Annotated in this window: 16 protein-coding genes and 1 pseudogene; 9 read left to right on the plus strand and 8 right to left on the minus strand. The window is 50.2% G+C overall.

Annotated elements, in window-relative coordinates; translation table 11 throughout:
- The first annotated feature begins 153 nt into the window (after window positions 1-153).
- Both C7382_RS09055 and C7382_RS09060 read left to right on the plus strand, forming a co-directional pair.
- The gene (locus C7382_RS09055; protein WP_116679957.1) at window positions 154-915 is read left to right on the plus strand and encodes a hypothetical protein; all 762 of its coding nucleotides are present in this window, start codon (window positions 154-156) and stop codon (window positions 913-915) included.
- A gap of 19 nt (window positions 916-934) precedes the next feature.
- Entirely contained in the window at window positions 935-1,387 is a 453-nt protein-coding gene (locus C7382_RS09060; RefSeq protein WP_243405695.1) for a hypothetical protein, read from the plus strand.
- A 630-nt stretch (window positions 1,388-2,017) separates the two neighbouring features.
- Here C7382_RS09060 and C7382_RS10125 read toward each other — a convergent pair.
- Window positions 2,018-2,164 carry a hypothetical protein gene (locus C7382_RS10125; RefSeq protein ID WP_165815150.1) on the minus strand — a complete coding sequence of 49 codons (147 nt, stop codon included), beginning with the start codon at window positions 2,162-2,164 and terminating at the stop codon, window positions 2,018-2,020.
- Between the two features lie 303 nt (window positions 2,165-2,467).
- On the opposite strand from C7382_RS10125, the gene C7382_RS09070 reads away from it, so the two are divergent.
- The 4 genes from C7382_RS09070 to C7382_RS09090 all read left to right on the plus strand — a co-directional run bounded on the left by C7382_RS09070 (window position 2,468) and on the right by C7382_RS09090 (window position 9,201).
- Window positions 2,468-4,087, plus strand: coding sequence for an RHS repeat-associated core domain-containing protein (locus tag C7382_RS09070; RefSeq protein ID WP_133241549.1), 1,620 nt, complete (start codon window positions 2,468-2,470; stop codon window positions 4,085-4,087).
- Window positions 4,088-4,558: 471 nt separating this feature from the next.
- Window positions 4,559-5,251 (plus strand): tetratricopeptide repeat protein, encoded by a 693-nt coding sequence (locus C7382_RS09080; RefSeq protein ID WP_243405700.1) that lies wholly within the window; start codon window positions 4,559-4,561, stop codon window positions 5,249-5,251.
- A 186-nt stretch (window positions 5,252-5,437) separates the two neighbouring features.
- Complete coding sequence (gene glyA, locus C7382_RS09085; RefSeq protein ID WP_116679961.1) at window positions 5,438-6,718, plus strand: serine hydroxymethyltransferase; 1,281 nt, start codon at window positions 5,438-5,440, stop codon at window positions 6,716-6,718.
- 149 nt (window positions 6,719-6,867) lie between these two features.
- The gene (locus C7382_RS09090) at window positions 6,868-9,201 is read left to right on the plus strand and encodes a family 20 glycosylhydrolase (RefSeq protein ID WP_116679962.1); all 2,334 of its coding nucleotides are present in this window, start codon (window positions 6,868-6,870) and stop codon (window positions 9,199-9,201) included.
- Window positions 9,202-9,306: 105 nt separating this feature from the next.
- Here C7382_RS09090 and C7382_RS09095 read toward each other — a convergent pair whose 3' ends face one another.
- The 6 genes from C7382_RS09095 to C7382_RS09120 form a co-directional block, all read right to left on the minus strand.
- Window positions 9,307-9,864, minus strand: a complete 558-nt coding sequence (locus tag C7382_RS09095; RefSeq protein WP_116679963.1) for a 5-formyltetrahydrofolate cyclo-ligase — start codon at window positions 9,862-9,864, stop codon at window positions 9,307-9,309.
- On the minus strand, window positions 9,845-11,458 hold the full coding sequence (locus C7382_RS09100) for a S41 family peptidase (protein ID WP_116679964.1): 1,614 nt from the start codon (window positions 11,456-11,458) through the stop codon (window positions 9,845-9,847). Before C7382_RS09100 ends, C7382_RS09095 begins: the two co-directional genes overlap by 20 nt.
- A gap of 9 nt (window positions 11,459-11,467) precedes the next feature.
- Window positions 11,468-11,917 carry a dCMP deaminase family protein gene (locus C7382_RS09105; RefSeq protein ID WP_116679965.1) on the minus strand — a complete coding sequence of 150 codons (450 nt, stop codon included), beginning with the start codon at window positions 11,915-11,917 and terminating at the stop codon, window positions 11,468-11,470.
- 87 nt (window positions 11,918-12,004) lie between these two features.
- Window positions 12,005-12,358, minus strand: coding sequence for a DUF2023 family protein (locus C7382_RS09110; RefSeq protein WP_116679966.1), 354 nt, complete (start codon window positions 12,356-12,358; stop codon window positions 12,005-12,007).
- 134 nt (window positions 12,359-12,492) lie between these two features.
- Entirely contained in the window at window positions 12,493-12,990 is a 498-nt protein-coding gene (locus C7382_RS09115; RefSeq protein WP_116679967.1) for a flavodoxin, read from the minus strand.
- 161 nt (window positions 12,991-13,151) lie between these two features.
- The gene (locus C7382_RS09120) at window positions 13,152-14,312 is read right to left on the minus strand and encodes a glycerate kinase family protein (RefSeq protein ID WP_116679968.1); all 1,161 of its coding nucleotides are present in this window, start codon (window positions 14,310-14,312) and stop codon (window positions 13,152-13,154) included.
- 568 nt (window positions 14,313-14,880) lie between these two features.
- On the opposite strand from C7382_RS09120, the gene htpG reads away from it, so the two are divergent.
- From htpG to xpt, 3 genes are all read left to right on the plus strand, one after another.
- A complete protein-coding gene (htpG, locus tag C7382_RS09125) occupies window positions 14,881-16,938 on the plus strand; it encodes a molecular chaperone HtpG (protein WP_116679969.1) in 2,058 nt (685 codons plus the stop codon).
- Between the two features lie 235 nt (window positions 16,939-17,173).
- Window positions 17,174-18,511: a nucleobase:cation symporter-2 family protein gene (locus C7382_RS09130; protein WP_116679970.1), complete on the plus strand. Its 1,338-nt coding sequence runs from the start codon at window positions 17,174-17,176 to the stop codon at window positions 18,509-18,511.
- Window positions 18,512-18,546: 35 nt separating this feature from the next.
- On the plus strand, window positions 18,547-19,122 hold the full coding sequence (gene xpt / locus C7382_RS09135; protein WP_116679971.1) for a xanthine phosphoribosyltransferase: 576 nt from the start codon (window positions 18,547-18,549) through the stop codon (window positions 19,120-19,122).
- 79 nt (window positions 19,123-19,201) lie between these two features.
- Here xpt and C7382_RS09140 read toward each other — a convergent pair.
- Window positions 19,202-19,354 (minus strand): annotated as a pseudogene (locus tag C7382_RS09140) (IS5/IS1182 family transposase); the annotation flags it as partial.

The raw sequence follows: 19,354 nt of genomic DNA on the forward strand, positions 1-19,354 counted from the left end.
GAAAATACCGACAGCTATCCCGCTGCGGCGGGGTAGCTTTATTCCTAAAACTTATTTTCACTCAATGACACCTACAACCTCCCCACACAAACAACCGAAACATCTGGCAAGACCACCGCATGGAGCTACTCGCGGGCAATAGGAGCAACAGGTATGACGACAATAGCAGCTAACGGAACCTACGGAGCTACTGCCGTTGCCACGAAATCGGCAGGCTTGGTAAGTTCAATGTTGAATAGCGGAACTATTAATATTGCAATGAATGCCTTTTCCGGTGAAGGTTGGGACGGTGCTTGGAAAGCAGGAATTGTCGGGTTAGCCACAGGTGCTTGGAACGCTTCAGGTGGTTTTGGAATGGTAAAAGGATTTGGAGCCACCTCTGATATTGGCAAATTAGCAGGCAAATTGGGTTATCAAATGATTGGAACGGCTGGAAATTCGATAGGCAATAATTGGGCACGAGGTGAAAATCCGTTTTCAAAAGTAACGTTGGGAGTTGGACCTGTTAATCTAACTCTTGGCAAAGGACAAAAACTATTACAATGGAAGAATAATTTAGGAAACATTGCTACCAATGTTTTTGGTTTAGGCAACTTAGCTTTTGGAGGTAAAATCAATTTTGATTGGGAAAATTTATCTTTAAATTACACAGGTGGCATTGTCGATAAGTTTTATGATCCTCAAGATTGGTCCTCTGGATTTGGTGCACATTCAGTAGTTGGGAATAGTGGACTTTTTAATGATCCAACTATGTATCCACACGAACTGCACCACTTATGGCAATCACGTGCTTTTGGCGACAAATTTCTTTTGAATTACGGATTACAGGGAATAGGCGCAATGTTAATGGGAGGTTCTTTTCTTAAAGAGTATAATTATTTTGAAGACCAAGCTTATGGAAGCTATTGGTGGTAACATAAAAACAGTTATAATTATGAAAACAAAAGCATTAGTGTTGTTATTTTTTACCTTTTTCTGTGTTTCTTGTGATGTGTCGACACCTTTTGTAGTACAAGGAGAAAGGGAGTATATTTTATCCAGTGACTGTGGAACAATGGTAATAAGAGGCTCTTCATTCTCTACGGGAGTGCTTATACGCTGTGTATTTAATGGTAATTATGTTGTTAATACGGAGTTATTGAAAATAGAACCAACTTCCGGTGAAGACACAATTACAAATATTCGTTTACGGCTAAACAGCGTAGAATTAACAGGGAAGGAAATCAAAACCAAAAGAGGAGATGTAATAACTCTTTCGTGCAATTTACAATCAACTGTACCATATCAAAAATCAAGAGGGATGATATTAATTTTACCCTCAAAATTCATCACTTGTGAGGAAAAGTCTATCATAAGCGATACGATACGAATACAGTTAAAGAATTAGTGTGGCAGTGCTACTTATCCGGCGCAAGTTTCTAACTTCCCGAAAGCTCTCGGGACAAGTATCTCCCCGCAAGGCGCGGGTTATTAGCCCGCGCCTCACTATAAGGAAAGCCTCGTCAGCACAGGCCAGAGACCTGCGCCAGCTGGGAGACACTTTCTTACTTCATTATGGGCGACAGGGATTTGTAGCTTCACAGGGTAAAAGCCTCATTGATTTTATTTTCGAGAGGAATTACTTTGAAGCTCTTGCTTATGGTCACCACTGGCTTAATCCTTAATTAAAATATGAAAAAGATTTCAACATCGAAAAGCTATTTGGATTCATTCTAAATAAGCAGACTTTTGAAGATCAGTCGGAGAACAAAAATGCAGTAAAACACGAGGACAAGAGCCGGATGGTGATTATTAGGGAACCGGTGACGATCTTTATAATTCTTACACTCAATATTTATAAAAATCAATTCTGATAATTATAATCTTTGCACCTGAAAATTATATAGTTTAGATCTCGAAAACCTAATTATTGCATCCCTGCTAAGCCCTTTCGGATCGTGACAATAAGGAAGCACCCGTTGAGTTCGGTCGCGAACTCAACGGGTGCTTCTTGCTCTTTGCGATGACAGGCAAAGGGTTATACCATCCTATTCATGATCGAGAGGTGATAATGTTTGGCCGTTCGGATTGCTATAGCTCCGATGCTGCACCGTTCAGATAGGGGAAAGAGGAGTAAGGCAGAGCTATCCCCGCCGATTTTGCCGATAGGTTCGTTATTCATCATTGCTTTCATTTACTACATAGTCCTTTGAAATTTATCGGTCGGTGTCTATTGGGACTCAGCTGTTTATGGATTGTAGCCCCACCTGCCGACAAACAAAGGTAACCAAAAAAAGAAAAGCCCCTCGCCCACCATCAGTGCACATTACGCCTACGAAGTGCACTTCCTCAAGGAAAATACAAATTCCTCGATGAACCCCTTGTTGATTTTCAAAAAGAAAGCTTCCTTTGTAATAAAAACTTCACGACTGTGAGCAACATCGGAGAAATGCGATATTCCTCTGCTCGTCCTTACCGCTTGACAGGGATGACGCTTATCGAAGGAGCAGTGGCTTTGGCTGATACAACTATTCAGCGAATCACCTATGCCTCCTTCGACCGGCCGCTTACGATCTCAGGGAACGGCTATACAGCAACGCTGACCTATGCTGATGACTATAGTCGTACGACTATGACGGTAAGAACCCCCATGCTCAAAGATCCTTTCTTCAAAAGAACTTACATCGGCAACTATGAAGCTGATTCATACGGTACACAAAGAAAGAATATCGAGCGTTACTATATCGGCGGAGATGCCTATTCAGCTCCGGCGGTCTATGTGCGGGTCAACTCAGGACAGTGGAAATTACATTATATCTATCGCGATTATCAAGGCAGCGTGACGGATATTACCGATGCCTTCGGCACGGTGGTGCACCGCATGCGATACAGCCCATGGGGAAAATTGCTGCATACCGACGGTACACCTTATACCCGAAGCGAAGAGTTGTCCACCGACTATGACCGACTGCTCCTGCTCGGACGGGGCTATACAGGGCACGAGTATCTTCCCTGGTTTGGATTGGTCAATATGAATGCCCGACTGTACGACCCTGCTATCGGACGCTTCCTCTCGCCGGATCCCTATGTGCAAATGCCGGATTTCTCTCAAAACTTCAACCGCTACAGCTACTGCCTCAATAATCCCCTCAAGTTTACGGATCCTAGCGGAGAATTCTTTTTTTCTTTCCTTATTCCCGGATTAGGAACTTTTATTGATGCTGCATGCTGGGGTGCTGTAATCGGTGGAGCCACATATACGGCAAGCGTAGCAATGAGTTCCGGCGGCTTCAGTAATTGGAATTGGGGGCAGTTTGCCAAGTCTATGGGCTTTGGAGCGGCTTCTGGCATTCTTACCGCAGGTATAGGACAAGCTTTCGGAGCGGTAGGAAGCAACGGGATTATCGGTGAAGCCTATCGCGCATTGTCACATGGAGCCGCAAATGGAATGATAACAAGGATACAGGGCGACAATTTTGGGACAGGTTTTGTCTCCGGTGGCTTAAGTTCTTTGGCCGGTTCCGCTTTTATGATATATGCGCCAGCTCAGATTGCAGCCAATATCATTGGCAATTATGCTTTTTCTGGGTTAGTAGGAGGTGTTTCTGCAGCTGTAACAGGAGGCGATTTTTGGCAAGGAGTAACCATAGGATTGATGACTGCTGGATTGAATCATTTACAGCAAGGAATTAATAGTAGACTTTCGTTGGCATATGATGGAGCGAAGTTGTCTGTTGTGGATAAAGACGGTAGTGTGATCTATTCTACATCAGCAACTTCTGGGAAAGGTGAACACATGAATAATCCAGCTTCGCAACATATAGAAAATTTAGGGCCGATACCCGAAGGAGAATATAGCTACAAAAATAACAAATGGCAAACCATGACAAGGATTCAGCAGATTAAACGGTTGATATTAGGTGGAGATTGGGGTACTCATAATGTGCCGTTGGAAGTAGTGAGAAATAATTCGGCACGGAGCGGATTTTATCTTCATGGTGGACTCTTTAAAGGATCTGCAGGATGTATTGATGTGGGGGCGAATATTGGCAAAATTTATAGCCTAACCAGATTGCAAAAAATCACATATGTATATGTCAACTACTAATTTAAATATAAGAATCTGTTTATTGCAAACAGCTTATTTCGTTTTGATGTTTGGCTTAAAGTATATTTTTCACATTCCATGTACCGATTGCGAACGAGTTTTTTATATCCAATCCAATATTGAAATAATACTGGAAGGAGCTTTGTTCTTAGGAGTTACTGTAAGCATGTGCTACTGCATTTTAAAAGCAAAAAAAATGTTTGCGACCACAATCTTTATGGGATTGTCTTTATGGCTTTTATTTGAAGCATCAAAATATATTGCTCATTTAGCGGGCTTTTTCCCTCATTATGGTGATGTGCCCATAATGATCAGTATGCTTCTTTCTTTTGCTGTAATATTTATATATACATGCATATTGTATACCATATGTATATGTTTGAAAAGGGTTGTTAATCAAGATATAATGAGGAGAAATAGGTGAAAGCGGCTCCGAATCTACAGAAGTAAGAGCTTTAACAGATTATGATTATGAAAATGAAGTTACATATTTATTCGTTCATTACCTCATGCCTATTGCTTTTGAGTTGCAATTCGAAAGCGGAAAAAGATAATTTTAATAAGCAAGTACGACAATTAAACGACAGTGCTGTTGCAATCGGCTCATTGGGAGACACTGCAAAAATCATGGTTGCAATCGAATTATTGAATAAGGTCATTGCTATGAAGCCTGATTACTATTTAGCTTACTGGAATAAGTTGACATTTCAATATCGTTTAGGATTAATGGATGATGCTTTTGCTACATTAAAATCAATGGAACAGATTAATCCTGAAAATCCTGACTTAAAAACAATGATTGGTGCCATTCTCGAACAAAACAAAAAAGATTCAATACAAGCAATGACAAAATATAAGGAGGCAGATTTATTGTATAGAAACATCCTTGACACTATTAGCCCCAATTGCTTATCATATCAGTCTACAATGATTAATTATATATTGAATCTCAAATTATTGGGCGAAAACTTTGACGCAGACAGTATTCTACACTCACCCACTCAAAACGACTATTATGGCAAGGAAGAGATATATGAAGCATTTAGGCAATTCGCAGAAAACAATCTTATGAAAAAGACACGAGAAGAATTGGTTAAAATGATCTCGCAGCCGAGCGGAGGGGGGCCAGAAACACCTCCAATCGAAAGCTCTTTACTAAATTAATCTTTTGTGTCGGACTTACTAGGAGTCTACAATGAATTTCGTTTATAGGTCAGACATGAAACAGGCTCGGCTCAGCAGTCTTATGCATTTATCCGCAACTCAAACATTATACCTATCTTTGCGTTTGCACGTATAACAACAAGGATAATAGCACCAAACACAGGACTAATATCTACCAAATAAGCAATGAAAAAGGACAATGTAATTTTCGACCTGATCGAAAAAGAACACCAGCGTCAGCTCAAAGGCATCGAGCTGATCGCCTCAGAAAATTTCGTGAGTGACCAAGTTATGCAAGCCATGGGCAGCTGCATGACCAATAAGTATGCCGAAGGCTATCCCGGCAAGCGCTACTACGGTGGTTGCGAAGTGGTGGACCAGAGCGAACAGATCGCCATCGACCGCATCAAACAACTCTACGGTGCCGAATGGGCCAATGTGCAACCCCACTCCGGTGCACAGGCCAATATGGCAGTTCTCCTCGCCTGCCTCAACGCCGGCGACACGTTCATGGGGCTCAACCTCGAGCACGGAGGTCACCTCTCACACGGCTCTCTCGTTAACAGCTCGGGTATCCTCTATCGCCCCATCGGCTACAACCTGAGCGAAGAAACGGGCATGGTGGACTACGACCACATGGAGAAGATGGCCCTCGAACACAAGCCCAAGCTCATCATCGGCGGTGGCTCGGCCTACTCTCGTGAGTGGGACTACAAGCGCATGCGTGAGATCGCTGACAAGGTAGGAGCCTTGTTACTCATCGACATGGCACATCCCGCCGGTCTTATCGCTGCCGGCCTGCTCGAAAATCCCGTGAAGTATGCCCACATCGTTACCTCAACGACGCACAAGACACTCCGTGGTCCGCGCGGCGGTATCATCCTCATGGGTAAAGACTTCGACAATCCTTGGGGCAAGAAGACACCGAAGGGCGAAATCAAGAAGATGAGCGCATTGCTCGACTCGGCCGTATTCCCCGGCGTGCAGGGAGGTCCGCTGGAACATGTGATCGCAGCCAAAGCCGTAGCATTCGGTGAAGCGCTGGATCCTTCGTTCAAGGTATATCAGACCCAGGTGAAGAAGAATGCCGCCGTATTGGCACAGGCATTCATGGACAAGGGCTACAAGGTGATTTCCGGCGGTACGGACAATCACAGCATGCTCATCGACCTGCGTCCCAAGTTCCCCGAGCTCACCGGTAAGGTGGCAGAGAAGGCACTCGTAGCCGCCGACATCACGGTGAACAAGAACATGGTACCCTTCGACTCTCGCTCTGCCTTCCAGACCTCCGGCTTCCGTGTAGGTACTCCCGCCATCACCACGCGTGGCGTCAAGGAAGATAAGATGCCCTACGTCGTAGAACTGATTGATCGCGTACTCTCTGCACCCGAAGACGAAGCAGTGATAGCTGCCGTCCGTGCCGAGGTGAACAAGATGATGGCTGCTTATCCTCTCTTTGCTTGGTAATGTACAAGGGCATCCCCGCCTGTCTCTCCGTGAGGTAGGCGAAGTTGTTGCCTCATCCCCCAACGAAGCACGCAAGCGTGTGGTGCCGGATACGGTTCCGCCTCCCGCTTGCGTGCTTTCTTTTTATGATCACTAACACGCATTCAACAATGAAACGACTGACTCTCGGAGTCGGCATACTATGCTGCCTTCTCGCCATCGTCGCCTGCTCGCAGAAAACCCGTCAGATGGAAACTCCCGAGTACGACAAGGGCATCAACATCATTCCTCTGCCCAAAGAATTGACAGAAACGGGCGAAAGCTTCACCCTCGACAGCAAGACCAAGATTATTGTAGCCGCCGAAGAACTCAAACCCATCGCGGAGTTCCTCGCCGGCAAGCTGCAGGCATCTGCCGATCTCTCCCCGGAAATCCTGATCGGTGATGAGCCTACATCCAACAGCATCTACATCGGTGTGGACCCGATGCTTACGCTCAAAGAAGAAGGCTACACGCTACAGTCCGGCAAGAAAGGTGTGATTATCAAGGGCAAGTCGGCCCACGGTGCTTTCTACGGTATGCAGTCGCTCCTGCAACTCCTGCCCTCCGAGGTAGAGTCCCCGAAGGAGGTGGCTCTCGCATGGGAGATACCGGGTGTGGACATCCAAGACGAACCCCGGTTCGGCTACCGCGGATTCATGCTGGACGTATGTCGTCACTTCCTCTCGGTGGACGAGGTGAAGAAGCACATCGACATAATGGCTATGTTCAAGATCAATCGTTTCCACTGGCATCTGACCGAAGATCAGGCTTGGCGTATCGAAATAAAGAAATATCCGCGCCTGACCGAAGTGGGAAGCACGAGAACGGAAGGTGACGGCACAGAGTACGCCGGTTTCTATACGCAGGATGAAGTGCGCGAGGTGGTGCGCTATGCTGCCGAACGCTTCATCACCGTCATCCCCGAGATAGAGCTCCCCGGCCATGCCTTGGCGGCACTTGCAGCCTATCCTCAGCTCGCTTGTTATCCGCGAGACTTCAAGCCACGTATCATTTGGGGCGTGGAGCAAGATGTGTACTGCGCCGGCAAAGACAGCGTCTTCAGCTTCATACAGGATGTCATCGACGAGGTGGCTCCCCTCTTCCCAGGCGAATACTTCCACATCGGCGGGGACGAATGCCCCAAAGATCGCTGGAAGACCTGCCCGCTCTGCCAGAAGCGCATTCGTGAGAATGGGCTCAAAGACGAGCATGAGCTACAGAGTTACTTCATCCGTCGTGCCGAAGAAATGCTGCAAAAGCATGGCAAGAAACTCATCGGCTGGGACGAAATCCTCGAAGGAGGACTCGCGCCTTCTGCCACTGTGATGAGTTGGCGCGGAGAAGAAGGCGGAGTCGCTGCTGCCAATATGAATCACGATGTGATCATGACGCCTATGAGCGGAGGCCTTTACATCAATTTCTATCATGGCGACCCGACTGTCGAGCCTGTGAGCATCGGCGGAAGCTCTTCTCTGCAGACTGTGTACGAATACAATCCACTACCCAAAGAACTGCCCGCCGACAAGCATCACTATGTCCTCGGAGCACAAGTAAATCTCTGGGCCGAGTACCTCTACACGGCAGATCTCTATGACTATCACGCCTATCCGCATATGCTGGCTCTGGCAGAAGCAACGTGGTCTCCGCTCGACAAGAAGAACTACGAAGACTTCTGTCGCCGCTTGGAGAATGCCTCTGTGCGCATGGATATGCACGGCATCAACTACCACATTCCCCAACCCGAACAGCCCAACGGCTCATCCGGCTTCGTTGCTTTCACCGATTCGGTCAAGCTGACATTCACAACCTCGCGTCCCATCAAAATGGTGTACACGTTGGACGAGAGCGAACCGACTCCAGAGTCGGCAGCCTATACCGCACCGCTCGAATTTACAGAGTCGGGCATCCTCAAAATCCGCAGCGTAATGGCCGGCGGCAAGATGAGTCCTGTGCGGACAATCCGCGTGGAGAAACAAGCTTACAGCCCTGCCATGGATGTGCCCGGAGCGAAGCCCGGACTGACGACACGGACAGCGCACGGCAATTTCTACGACGTGCCGGATCTTGCACAGGCAACATCTTGGAGAGTGGGCAGCATCACTTCGTTTGGCGAAATGGTGAAGGAACAACTCGTCAACTCCCTCGACGAAGTACAGCGTAGTGCCGTAGAAGCTACGGGCTACGTCCTCATACCGGAAGATGGCGTGTACGAATTCTCCACAGACAACAGTGAATTCTGGATTGACAACGTGAAGCTGATCGACAATGTGGGCGAGGTGAAGAAATACTCTCGCAAGAACAGCAGTCGCGCCCTCCAAAAGGGTTATCACCCCATCAAGACGATTTGGGTGGGAGCCGTTCAAGGCGGTTGGCCTACTTACTGGAGTAGCAGAAATATCTTGATCCGTCGCGCCGGAGAAGAGAAGTTCGCTCCCATCACAGCAGAGATGCTCTTCAGATAATCTCAGCATCGCGAGGTTTACGACCTCGCCGCTCTAACAACAAAGCCATTGCAGTCATCTCTTACCGAGGGACTGCGATGGCTTTATGGATATGGAGATAAATGGTCAGAAAAGGAGTGTCTCGCTGTCGGTGATGACGCCATTCATTGGCAAATCCCACTGGTCAGTGGGCAATTCATCCAACAGACGATACCCAAAGGTGATCCCGATCAGGCGTGCTTGTGTAGCAGGAAGAAAACGATCGTAATAGCCTTTTCCCCGTCCCATGCGGTTGCCCTGGCGGTCGAAGGCGACACCAGGCACCAACAGCAAGTCCAACGATGCCGGAGCAACGGCCGTACTCGCATCGGCCGTCGGCTCGGCTATGCCATAAGCCCCTGCCTGAGTCAGATCGGACTCCTGTGTATAAGCATAGAAAGCGATGTCATCGCCCTCCACTCGTGGGATGAAGAGTTGTTTCTTGTCAGAAAATTGTCGCAAAAGTACGGACAGATCGGGTTCATCCGGCAGAGCATGATATAGACCGATACGCTCGGCCGTGGCAAAAAAATCAGACTGCAAGATGCGCTCCACGATCGCACGCGACCACAGTTCGCGACTCTCGGGAGTCAGCTGTTCTCTGTTGCGCTGGCGAATCTGTGCTCTAAGCTCCTTTTTTGCCATTGACAGACGGAATGGTTTTGCCCTCCTTGATCAGCGAGATAGCCTTTAGAATAAACGAATCGTCGCGCAACATGAGCTGATAATACCCCTGCAGATCAAAGAAGTTCATCGCAATGGCTGCATTGATCTGACGCTTGATGCGGTCGCGGGCCTCGTTGATAAGCGATGTACGCATGGGTACTCCTTGCTTCTGAGCGAACGAAGCGAAGTCAAAGATCAGATAGGTACGATCCAAATGATCGGCCAATTCCTCCACAGTCTTGAAGCGACTGAGATAATCCCGATTCGCATCGCTGTACAAGAACGCATAATGCTGGATCAGATCGGCGTCCTCCACACGTATCATATAGGAGTTAAGGCCCACGGTGTCGAGCGGGATGAAAATATCGGGCACGATACCGCCACCGCCATAAACCAGACGTCCCTTATCGGTCTTGAACGTCTTGCCGCCCGAAGGGGGGATACTGTCCGCCGAATATAGCTCGCCGTGATTGAAACGATTCTTGAGATCTTGGTAATAGGCCACGTCCACACCGGAAGAATATGGCTTCTGAATGGAACGACCCGAAGGCGTATAATAGCGTGCCACGGTGAGGCGAATGGCCGAACCGTCCGCCAAATCGAACGGCAACTGCACCAACCCCTTGCCGAAAGTGCGACGTCCTATAATCTGTGCGCGGTCATGATCCTGCATGGCTCCGGTGAAGACTTCGCTACTGCTGGCCGACAATTCGTCCACCAATACCACCAAAGGAACCTTCTGCAGGATCCCTTTACCGTCGGAAGATATCTCTTCTCGCGGATAAGCCTTGCCCTCGATCTGTACGATCGGGAGGTTCTTCCCGAGAAATTCATTGGCCATCGCTATGGCCGGTTCCAGCAAACCGCCACGATTGCCACGCAGGTCGAGAATGAGACTGGTAGCACCTTTTTTGCGCAAACGACCGAAAGCTTCCAAAAACTCGGCGTGCGTCGTGCTTGACCAAGTGTCTATCCGCATATAGGCTACCGCAGGAGCGAGGATGAAGTACGCGCTGAGTGAAGGTAAAGCCACGTCATCACGCACGACACGGTACTGCAATTCCCTGCCATTGCGCCGTGCGAGGATATTGACGACTGAGCCTTTCTCTCCACGGAATGCATCTGACACTTTCTCGAAGTCCACACCCTTGCCGTATAATACTTGCGTGCCGGCTCGGAGCAAACGGTCGCCCGGGCGAATACCCGCGCGCTCAGAAGGGCCACCGGGTGCCACCTGTGTGACCACAATCGTGTCCAGAAGCATATTGAAGGTGACCCCGATGCCGCAGAACTCTCCGCTTAGCGCCACGGTCTCTTCCTCGTTGTCCAACTTGTTCAGATAGACGGAATGCGGATCCAACTGCTCCAAGAGCAGGGGGATAATGTTGCGCTGCAGTGACTGCGTATCCACGGAGTCCACATAGTTACGATCTATCAGCTCAAGAACTTCCTTGAGGTTGCCCGGGCTTTTGTGTTTGAAGTAGAAGTGTGTTGCGAGAGCTCCGACGACGCTGAAGATGGCGGCAACGAGTATATAGGAGATCGTGTTGCCGGAAGAGGATGGAAGTTTCATGATGGTTTGTTACTCCTGAGTATCGGAAATATCAATAAAATCGACGACGACACCCGCCCGCTCCAGCAGGCGTTGCCCCTCGTCGAGGCGATATTTTTCGGAATAAACCACCCGTTTTATTCGGCTCTGGATGATGAGCTTGGCACACTCTATACAGGGTGCTGCCGTCACGTAGATCGTAGCTCCGGAGCTGTTGTTGGTGCTGCCAGCCACCTTGGTGATGGCATTGGCTTCGGCATGCAGGACGTAGGGCTTGGTGACGTTGTTCTCGTCCTCACAAATGTTTTCAAAGCCCGACGGAGTGCCATTGTAGCCGTCCGATATGATCATCTGTTCTTTGACGATCAATGCTCCCACTTTGCGCCTTTCGCAATATGAGTTTTCCGCCCATATGCGCGCCATGCGCAGATAGCGCTTGTCCAGTTCGAGCTGCTTGTCCTTGACTTCGTTCGTCGTCATTGCCACTGTCTGTCTTAATAAAGAAAACGGATTGGCGTCATATCCGACGACAAAAGTACGGCAAATAGTTGAATCTCAGGCGGGTTTCTATGAGTTAGCCTTGCGTTGGCAATAGCGCTCGCACTGCCTGCAAATATCGTATCCGAGCATGGCTCCGATGATGAAGTCCTCCTCCGGCGAAAGGCTGCTGAGCGAGCGTCCGTTCACAAAGAGGCGGATGGCCTCCATGCACTCCCTACAGCCGAAGAAAAGATTGGTGCGCTCGGTATTGGGCGTAGGCTGCGTGAAGAAGTGGATCTGTCGGTTGCGGAGTCGTTCTTCGGCATAGGGAATATCCTCGTTGGCCAGTGTGCTGAGCACCATGCTGCGCACGCCTTTTTCGAACTCGTATATATGGTGCATGAATATGCGCAAATCGCTGTTGAGTGTTTGCGTCTCCATTGTTCCGATGATGCTTGTTTGGGGGGGATGGCAATAAGAGCGGGGAGCGAGAGGATGGGTATTGTGAACCTTGGCATAGTCCCGCATCGCGCGGAGTATAGCCCCCTCTCGTTCCCCGACTCAGGAGTTTCTGATTAGATGCCCAGAGCAGCGATCCAGCGCTCCATGCGGGCTTCCGTCTGGTCGGACTCGTTGGTGTCGTCCACGCACAAGCCGATGAGCTGGCCGTTTTCCTCTGCTGTCGTCTCATCGTAGCTGTATCCGTCGGCGGGATAAGCACCGATGAAGGTGCAGCCTGTGCCTGCCAACTCAGCCTTGATGGTGCCGAGAGCAGCGCAGAATGTGTCGCTATAGGCCGAAGCATCGCCACAACCGAAGAGTCCCACCTTCTTTCCGTTCAGATTCTCACCCTTGAGTTTCGGGAGGAAAGACTCCCAATCATCCTGAAGATCACCCAGTCCCCATGTAGAAGAGCCGAGAAGAAGCACATCGAACTTGGTGGCAGCAGCCACATCGGCACTTGCCACATCTATTACATTAGCAGCATCGACACCCAGTGCAGATGCAATTTTTTGAGCCAGATCGCTCGTCGTTCCTGTAGAAGAACCGTAGAAGATTCCGATTGATTTCATGTTTTTGAATAATTGTATGGTTTCACCTACACAAAAGTAGAGGAGAAGAACGACTTGCCATATCACCACAAATGACTATATATACACGCCTCTGTACCTATTTATAGGGTGCAGATCAGCCGATAAGCGCAGAGCAGATGCAGCGCCAGAGGGGAATAAGCCTATCGCCCCACTCGGTTGTAGTCCAAGAGACGGCACACCTGCATGGCCGTGCGGCGGAGATTATTCTGCGCATAAGTCGGCTCCATAGCCTCTTGCAGACTCACCGGTGCGAGTGTAATGGGGAAGACACCCAAAAAACCGGCTGCCGTGAGCATCTCGGCATCCTCCACACTCCCCGCCAAGAGGACGACAGGAATCTGTCTCGCTGCGGCAGCTGCCAAAATGCCGGAGGGCACCTTGCCCATGAGGGTCTGCCTGTCGGCTTTGCCTTCGCCCGTAAGGACGAGATCGGCATCCGCTATGAGATCGGAGAAATGCAATACATCCAGCAGCAAGGCAATGCCCGGTTCCAACTCGGCATCGAGGAAAGCCAGCAGACCGCCGCCCATGCCTCCTGCGGCTCCGGCACCTGCCACCGACACTATGTCCCGCCCCGTATGCTCTTGTATGACTTTTGCCAAATGCTGCATCCCCGCATCCAGCTCCGCTACCATAGCCTCATCGGCCCCCTTTTGCGGACCAAATACAAAAGCAGCCCCGTCGGGACCACAGAAGGGATTGCGCACATCGCATGCCACTCGGAAGCGCGACTCCGAAAGAGCCGGATGCACGGCCGACGAGTCTATGCCACACACCTGCGCGAGCATACCGCCACAAAGGGCAGTATCTTCTCCCAAGGTACGCCCTTCTCTGTCCGTGAAGCGGAAACCCAATGCCTGCAACATGCCCAATCCGGCGTCATTCGTGGCGCTGCCGCCTATGCCTATGACAAAATCTCTACAACCACGCTCCAGCGCATCACAGATGAGTTCGCCAGTGCCGAAGGTGGTCGTGAGCATGGGGTTGCGCCTATGCTCGGGCACGAGGGGTAGCCCGCTGATGCTCGCCATCTCTACAAAGGCAGTACGTCCGTCGCCCGAAATGCCATAGTAGGCATCACGCATCTCCATAAGCGGGGAGTGTGCCTGCAGAATGATGCGCCTGCCTCCCGTGGCAGCGATGAGCACATCCTGCATCCCCTCGCCTCCATCGGCTACCGGTTGCACGACGACCTCACTGTTTGGGCAGGCAGCACGCACACCCGCAGCTACCGCTGCACCTGCCTCAAAGGAACTCAAACACCCCTTGAAAGAGTCTATGGCGATGACGACTTTCTTCATACTCCTATTATAAATATGTATCTATCCAAAGATAAAACAATCCCTCCAATGGAACAGACTCGAGTGCTATTTACCCCTTAGCGACGCATGACAAAGCCTCTCCCCGGGGCGAGGAGAGGAACAGGAGGCTGAACAAGCAAAGTGTCATACGGCTTCAGTTTTTTTTACCTGCCATAGTGCATTGTGAAGCATGGAGCATAGTTCTCCGACTCATGCGCGGGAAACCAAGAGAATGTGGCGCCAAAACATTGGGCAAACACGTGCGAAATTTTTTTTGATTTGGCGCATAATTTTTTCTGAAATGGCGCCAAAAAAAATTCTTTTTGGCGCAGCTTTTTGCGACAAGATACACACGTTGGAGATCTCAACATATTTGCACGTTTTTTTGCATGAGCGCTGTCATCTATTGAAAGTGTGCACATCTGCAAGCAAAGGGTAACAGGAGTATGACAAGAAAGGAAGAAGGAGGCATCCGTTCTGCCACAATGGCAGTCGGGAGGAGATGGCATTAGATTTGTCTTTCTAATTGTCAGAATCGAAAAAAACAAATCAACATCACACTACACAAATGAGTAAGAAAGGAACCATCGGGGTAACGAGTGACAACATCTTCCCCGTCATCAAGAAATTTCTCTACAGCGACCACGAGATATTCCTCCGCGAGATCGTCTCCAATGCTGTCGATGCCACACAGAAGCTCCGCACACTGGCTTCCGTAGGCGAGTTCAAGGGAGAGACGGGCGATTTGCGCGTCACCGTCACCATAGACGAGGCTGCACGTACGATCACGGTAAGCGACCGTGGCGTGGGTATGACAGAAGAGGAGGTGGAGAAGTATATCAATCAGATCGCCTTCTCCAGTGCCGAAGAGTTCTTGGAGAAATACAAAGACGACAAAGCGGCCATCATCGGGCACTTCGGTCTCGGATTCTACTCGGCCTTCATGGTCTCTGAGCGCGTGGACGTCATCACCCGCTCCTTCCGCGACGGTGCCGAGGCCGTAAAGTGGAGCTGCGACGGCTCGCCGGAGTTCACACTGGAAGCGACGGACAAGGCCGAGCGCGGTACGGACATCGTGATGCACATCGATGAGGAAAACAGTGAATTTCTCGGACGAGAGAAAATCGAAAGCCTCTTGACGAAGTACTGCAAGTTCCTCCCCGTGCCCATCATATTCGGCAAGAAGCAAGAATGGAAGAACGGTAAGATGCAGGACACGGACGAAGACAATCAGATCAACGACACGCACCCCGCTTGGACGAAGAAACCGGCCGACCTCAAGGATGAGGATTACAAGACTTTCTACCGCGCACTCTACCCCATGTCGGACGAGCCGCTCTTCTGGATCCATCTCAATGTAGACTACCCCTTCAATCTGACCGGTATCCTCTACTTCCCCAAGATCAAGAACAATCTGGAGCTACAGCGCAATAAGATACAGCTTTACTCCAACCAAGTGTACGTCACGGACGAGGTACAGGGCATCGTGCCGGACTTCCTCACGCTCCTGCACGGGGTCATCGACTCACCGGATATCCCCCTCAACGTGTCTCGTTCCTATCTGCAGAGCGATTCGAACGTGAAGAAAATATCGGCTCACATCACCAAGAAAGTGGCCGACCGTCTGGAAGAGATATTCAAGAACGACCGCTCCACCTTCGAAGAGAAGTGGGACAGCCTCAGACTCTTCGTCCAATACGGCATGCTCACGGACGAGAAGTTCTACGACCGTGCCACGAAGTTCTTCCTCCTCAGCGACATCGAGGGACATAAGTACACCCTCGACGAATACCGCACACTCATAGAAGGAGTGCAGACCGATCGCGACGGACAAGTGGTGTACCTCTACGCCACAGATCGAGAGGCTCAATACAGCCATGTGAAGCGTGCTACTGACAAAGGCTATAGCGTCCTCGTGCTTGACGGACAGCTGGACACGCATACCGTGAGCCAACTGGAACGGAAGCTGGAGAAGACGCACTTTGTACGTGTGGACAGCGACACGATCAACAATCTCATCCGCAAGGAACAGCCCTCCTCAGAGGTGAAGCTCTCAGACGTGGAGCGCTCCTCGCTGATCAAGCTCTTCGAGGCACGGCTGCCTCGCGAGGAAAAGAAGCACTTCAACGTCGCTTTCGAATCGCTCGGCACCGAAGCGGAAGCCGTTCTCATCACACAGGGTGAGTTCATGCGACGCATGCGCGACATGGCACAGCTCCAACCGGGCATGAGCTTCTACGGCGAGTTGCCCGACTCATACAACTTGGTTCTTAATGCAGATCATCCGCTTATCGCCCGCGTACTCGCCGGAGAGAAAGAGGCTGTGGAGCCTTCGCTCACAGAACTAAGGGCACGGGTAGCCGAATTGCAGGCTGAGGAACAAAAGCTCAGCGCAGAAGTGCAAGGCAAAAAGCCGGAAGAAATCCCCGCCGCCACGAAGGAGGCGCAGGAGAACAATGCCATGGAGTTGGCGAAGACTGAAGGCAGCATCAATGAACAATTGACGACCTATGCGCAGGGCAACGAGCTCATCGGGCAGCTTATCGACCTGGCTCTGCTGGGCAGCGGCCTGCTCACGGGAGAACCGTTGGCCGAATTTATCCGTCGAAGCCAGCGTTTGCTCTGATCGGACTACCGACAACATCCAACAAAAAGAGTGGCAGCACCCATCTGTTTCGGAGGGGCTGCCACTCTTATTATATAGGTGTGGACGGGAATAAGCCCCGGACGCTCGCGCGTGCTCGACTCACAATTCCCGCGGATTTGCGGCATGAGGAAGGGGTTGTCTGCTTATTTTCAATACTTTTGTGCCTCCTCGGCATGAGGAACCAAGTATTGAGAACAATTACTAATCGATAAATATGGCCGCCACATCGAACGAAAAAGCCCCACAGATCGATCTGATTTACAAGATCGAAGACAAACCTTCTTTCAAAGATGCGCTCTTCGCTGCATTCCAACACCTACTCGCCATCTTCGTGGCTATCATCACGCCTCCGCTTATCATAGCCGGAGCGCTTGATTTGGATCTGGAGACAACTTCCTTCCTCGTGTCCATGGCTCTTTTCGCCTCGGGCATATCTACTTTCATCCAGTGTCGTAGACTCGGCCCCGTCGGAGCCGGACTCCTCTGCGTGCAGGGAACGAGTTTCTCTTTCATCGGTCCCATCATCAGTGCAGGGCTCGTAGGTGGACTGCCGCTTATATTCGGCTGTACGATAGTGGCCGCGCCCATCGAGATGATTGTAAGCCGCTCCTTCCGCTATCTCAAGCGTATCATCACGCCACTGGTGTCGGGAACGGTGGTTCTGCTGATCGGACTCAGCCTGGTCAAGGTGGGCATCATCGCCTGCGGTGGCGGTCACGCAGCCATGGACAACGGCACCTTCGGTAGTTGGCAGAATCTGAGCATCGCCGCGCTTGTACTCATCGGTGTACTCTTCTTTAATAGGAGTGGCAACAAATACATTCGCATGAGCTCCATTGTCTTGGGGCTTATCGTCGGATACATCCTGGCCTTCATCCTCGGACGAGTGGACCTCTCGGCTGTGCAGACGACTGACATCGCGCTATGGAATATACCGGTACCGTTCAAATATGGTCTGGATTTGAATATCTCTTCGCTCATCGCATTCGGTCTCATCTACCTCATTACGGCGATCGAAGCGTCGGGCGACATCACTGCCAACTCCATGATATCCGGCGAACCGCTGGAAGGAGAAAAATACGTGAAGCGCGTTTCGGGCGGTGTATTGGCAGACGGATTCAACTCTCTCCTCGCCGGCGTGTTCAACTCATTCCCCAACTCCATTTTCGCACAGAACAACGGTCTCATCCAACTGACTGGCGTGGCAAGCCGACACGTGGGCTACTATATTGCTGCCATGCTCATCATACTCGGACTCTTCCCGGGCATCGGTCTCATCTTCTCGGTCATGCCCGATCCCGTACTCGGAGGGGCTACTCTCTTGATGTTCGGTACTGTGGCTGCAGCGGGCATACGCATCATCGCTTCTCAGGAGATCGATCGCAAGGCTACAATGGTTCTCGCTATCAGTCTCTCGCTGGGTCTGGGCGTGGAGCTCATGCCGGATATTCTCACGAATGTGTCGCCGAATCTGAAAGGAATCTTCTCTTCCGGTATCACTACGGGCGGATTGGCGGCCATCATTTCCAACGCTGTCATTCGCAGCAAGTAAGCGTTTTTTCGACACAGCTTTAATAGAATCGAACTATGGAACTGCTTAAACGGAGAATCCTACAAGACGGTAAATGTTACCCGGGTGGCATCTTGAAGGTCGATAGCTTCATCAATCATCAGATGGACTCCAAGCTGATGTACCACGTAGCCGAGGAGTTTGCACGACTCTTTGCCGACAGCGGTGCCAATAAAATCGTCACCATCGAAGCAAGTGGGATCGCCCCTGCCATCATGGTGGGCTACATCATGAATCTGCCCGTGGTCTTCGTGAAGAAAAAACAGCCCAAGACGATGGAGAATATGCTCACAACGACGGTACACTCCTTCACAAAGAACAGAGACTATACGGTCTGCATCAGCCATGATTTCCTCACAGCTGACGACCGCATCCTCTTTATCGACGACTTTTTGGCTTACGGCAATGCCGCACAAGGCATTATTGATCTGGCAGATCAGGCGGGCGCGCAGATCGCCGGCATGGGCTTTATCATCGAGAAAGCCTTCCAGCACGGGCGTGACATTCTCATTGAAAAGGGTATCCGCGTGGAATCGCTGGCCATTATCCAGAGCCTCGAAAACTGCGAGATCACCATCACCGACCAAGCGTAACTCATCCCATACGGCTTACTCGGGACGGCAACCCTCCAATCATTCCCCCTTAATAGAAATAAGACGAAATAGTCATCCCTTAAAAAGCATTTGCAAGTGAGAAGTCATTCATCGATGGTCTCTCGCTTAGCTTTTCGCTTATTATTTTGAGCAGGTGCAAAAGAGCCTTCATGGCTCTTTTGAAGTTGTAAGCAGCAGCTGCCAATAGGATGTTCACAGCATCCCCTGCCAC

It is taken from the genome of Porphyromonas loveana (genome assembly GCF_003096695.1).
GTDB classification, from domain to species: domain Bacteria; phylum Bacteroidota; class Bacteroidia; order Bacteroidales; family Porphyromonadaceae; genus Porphyromonas; species Porphyromonas loveana.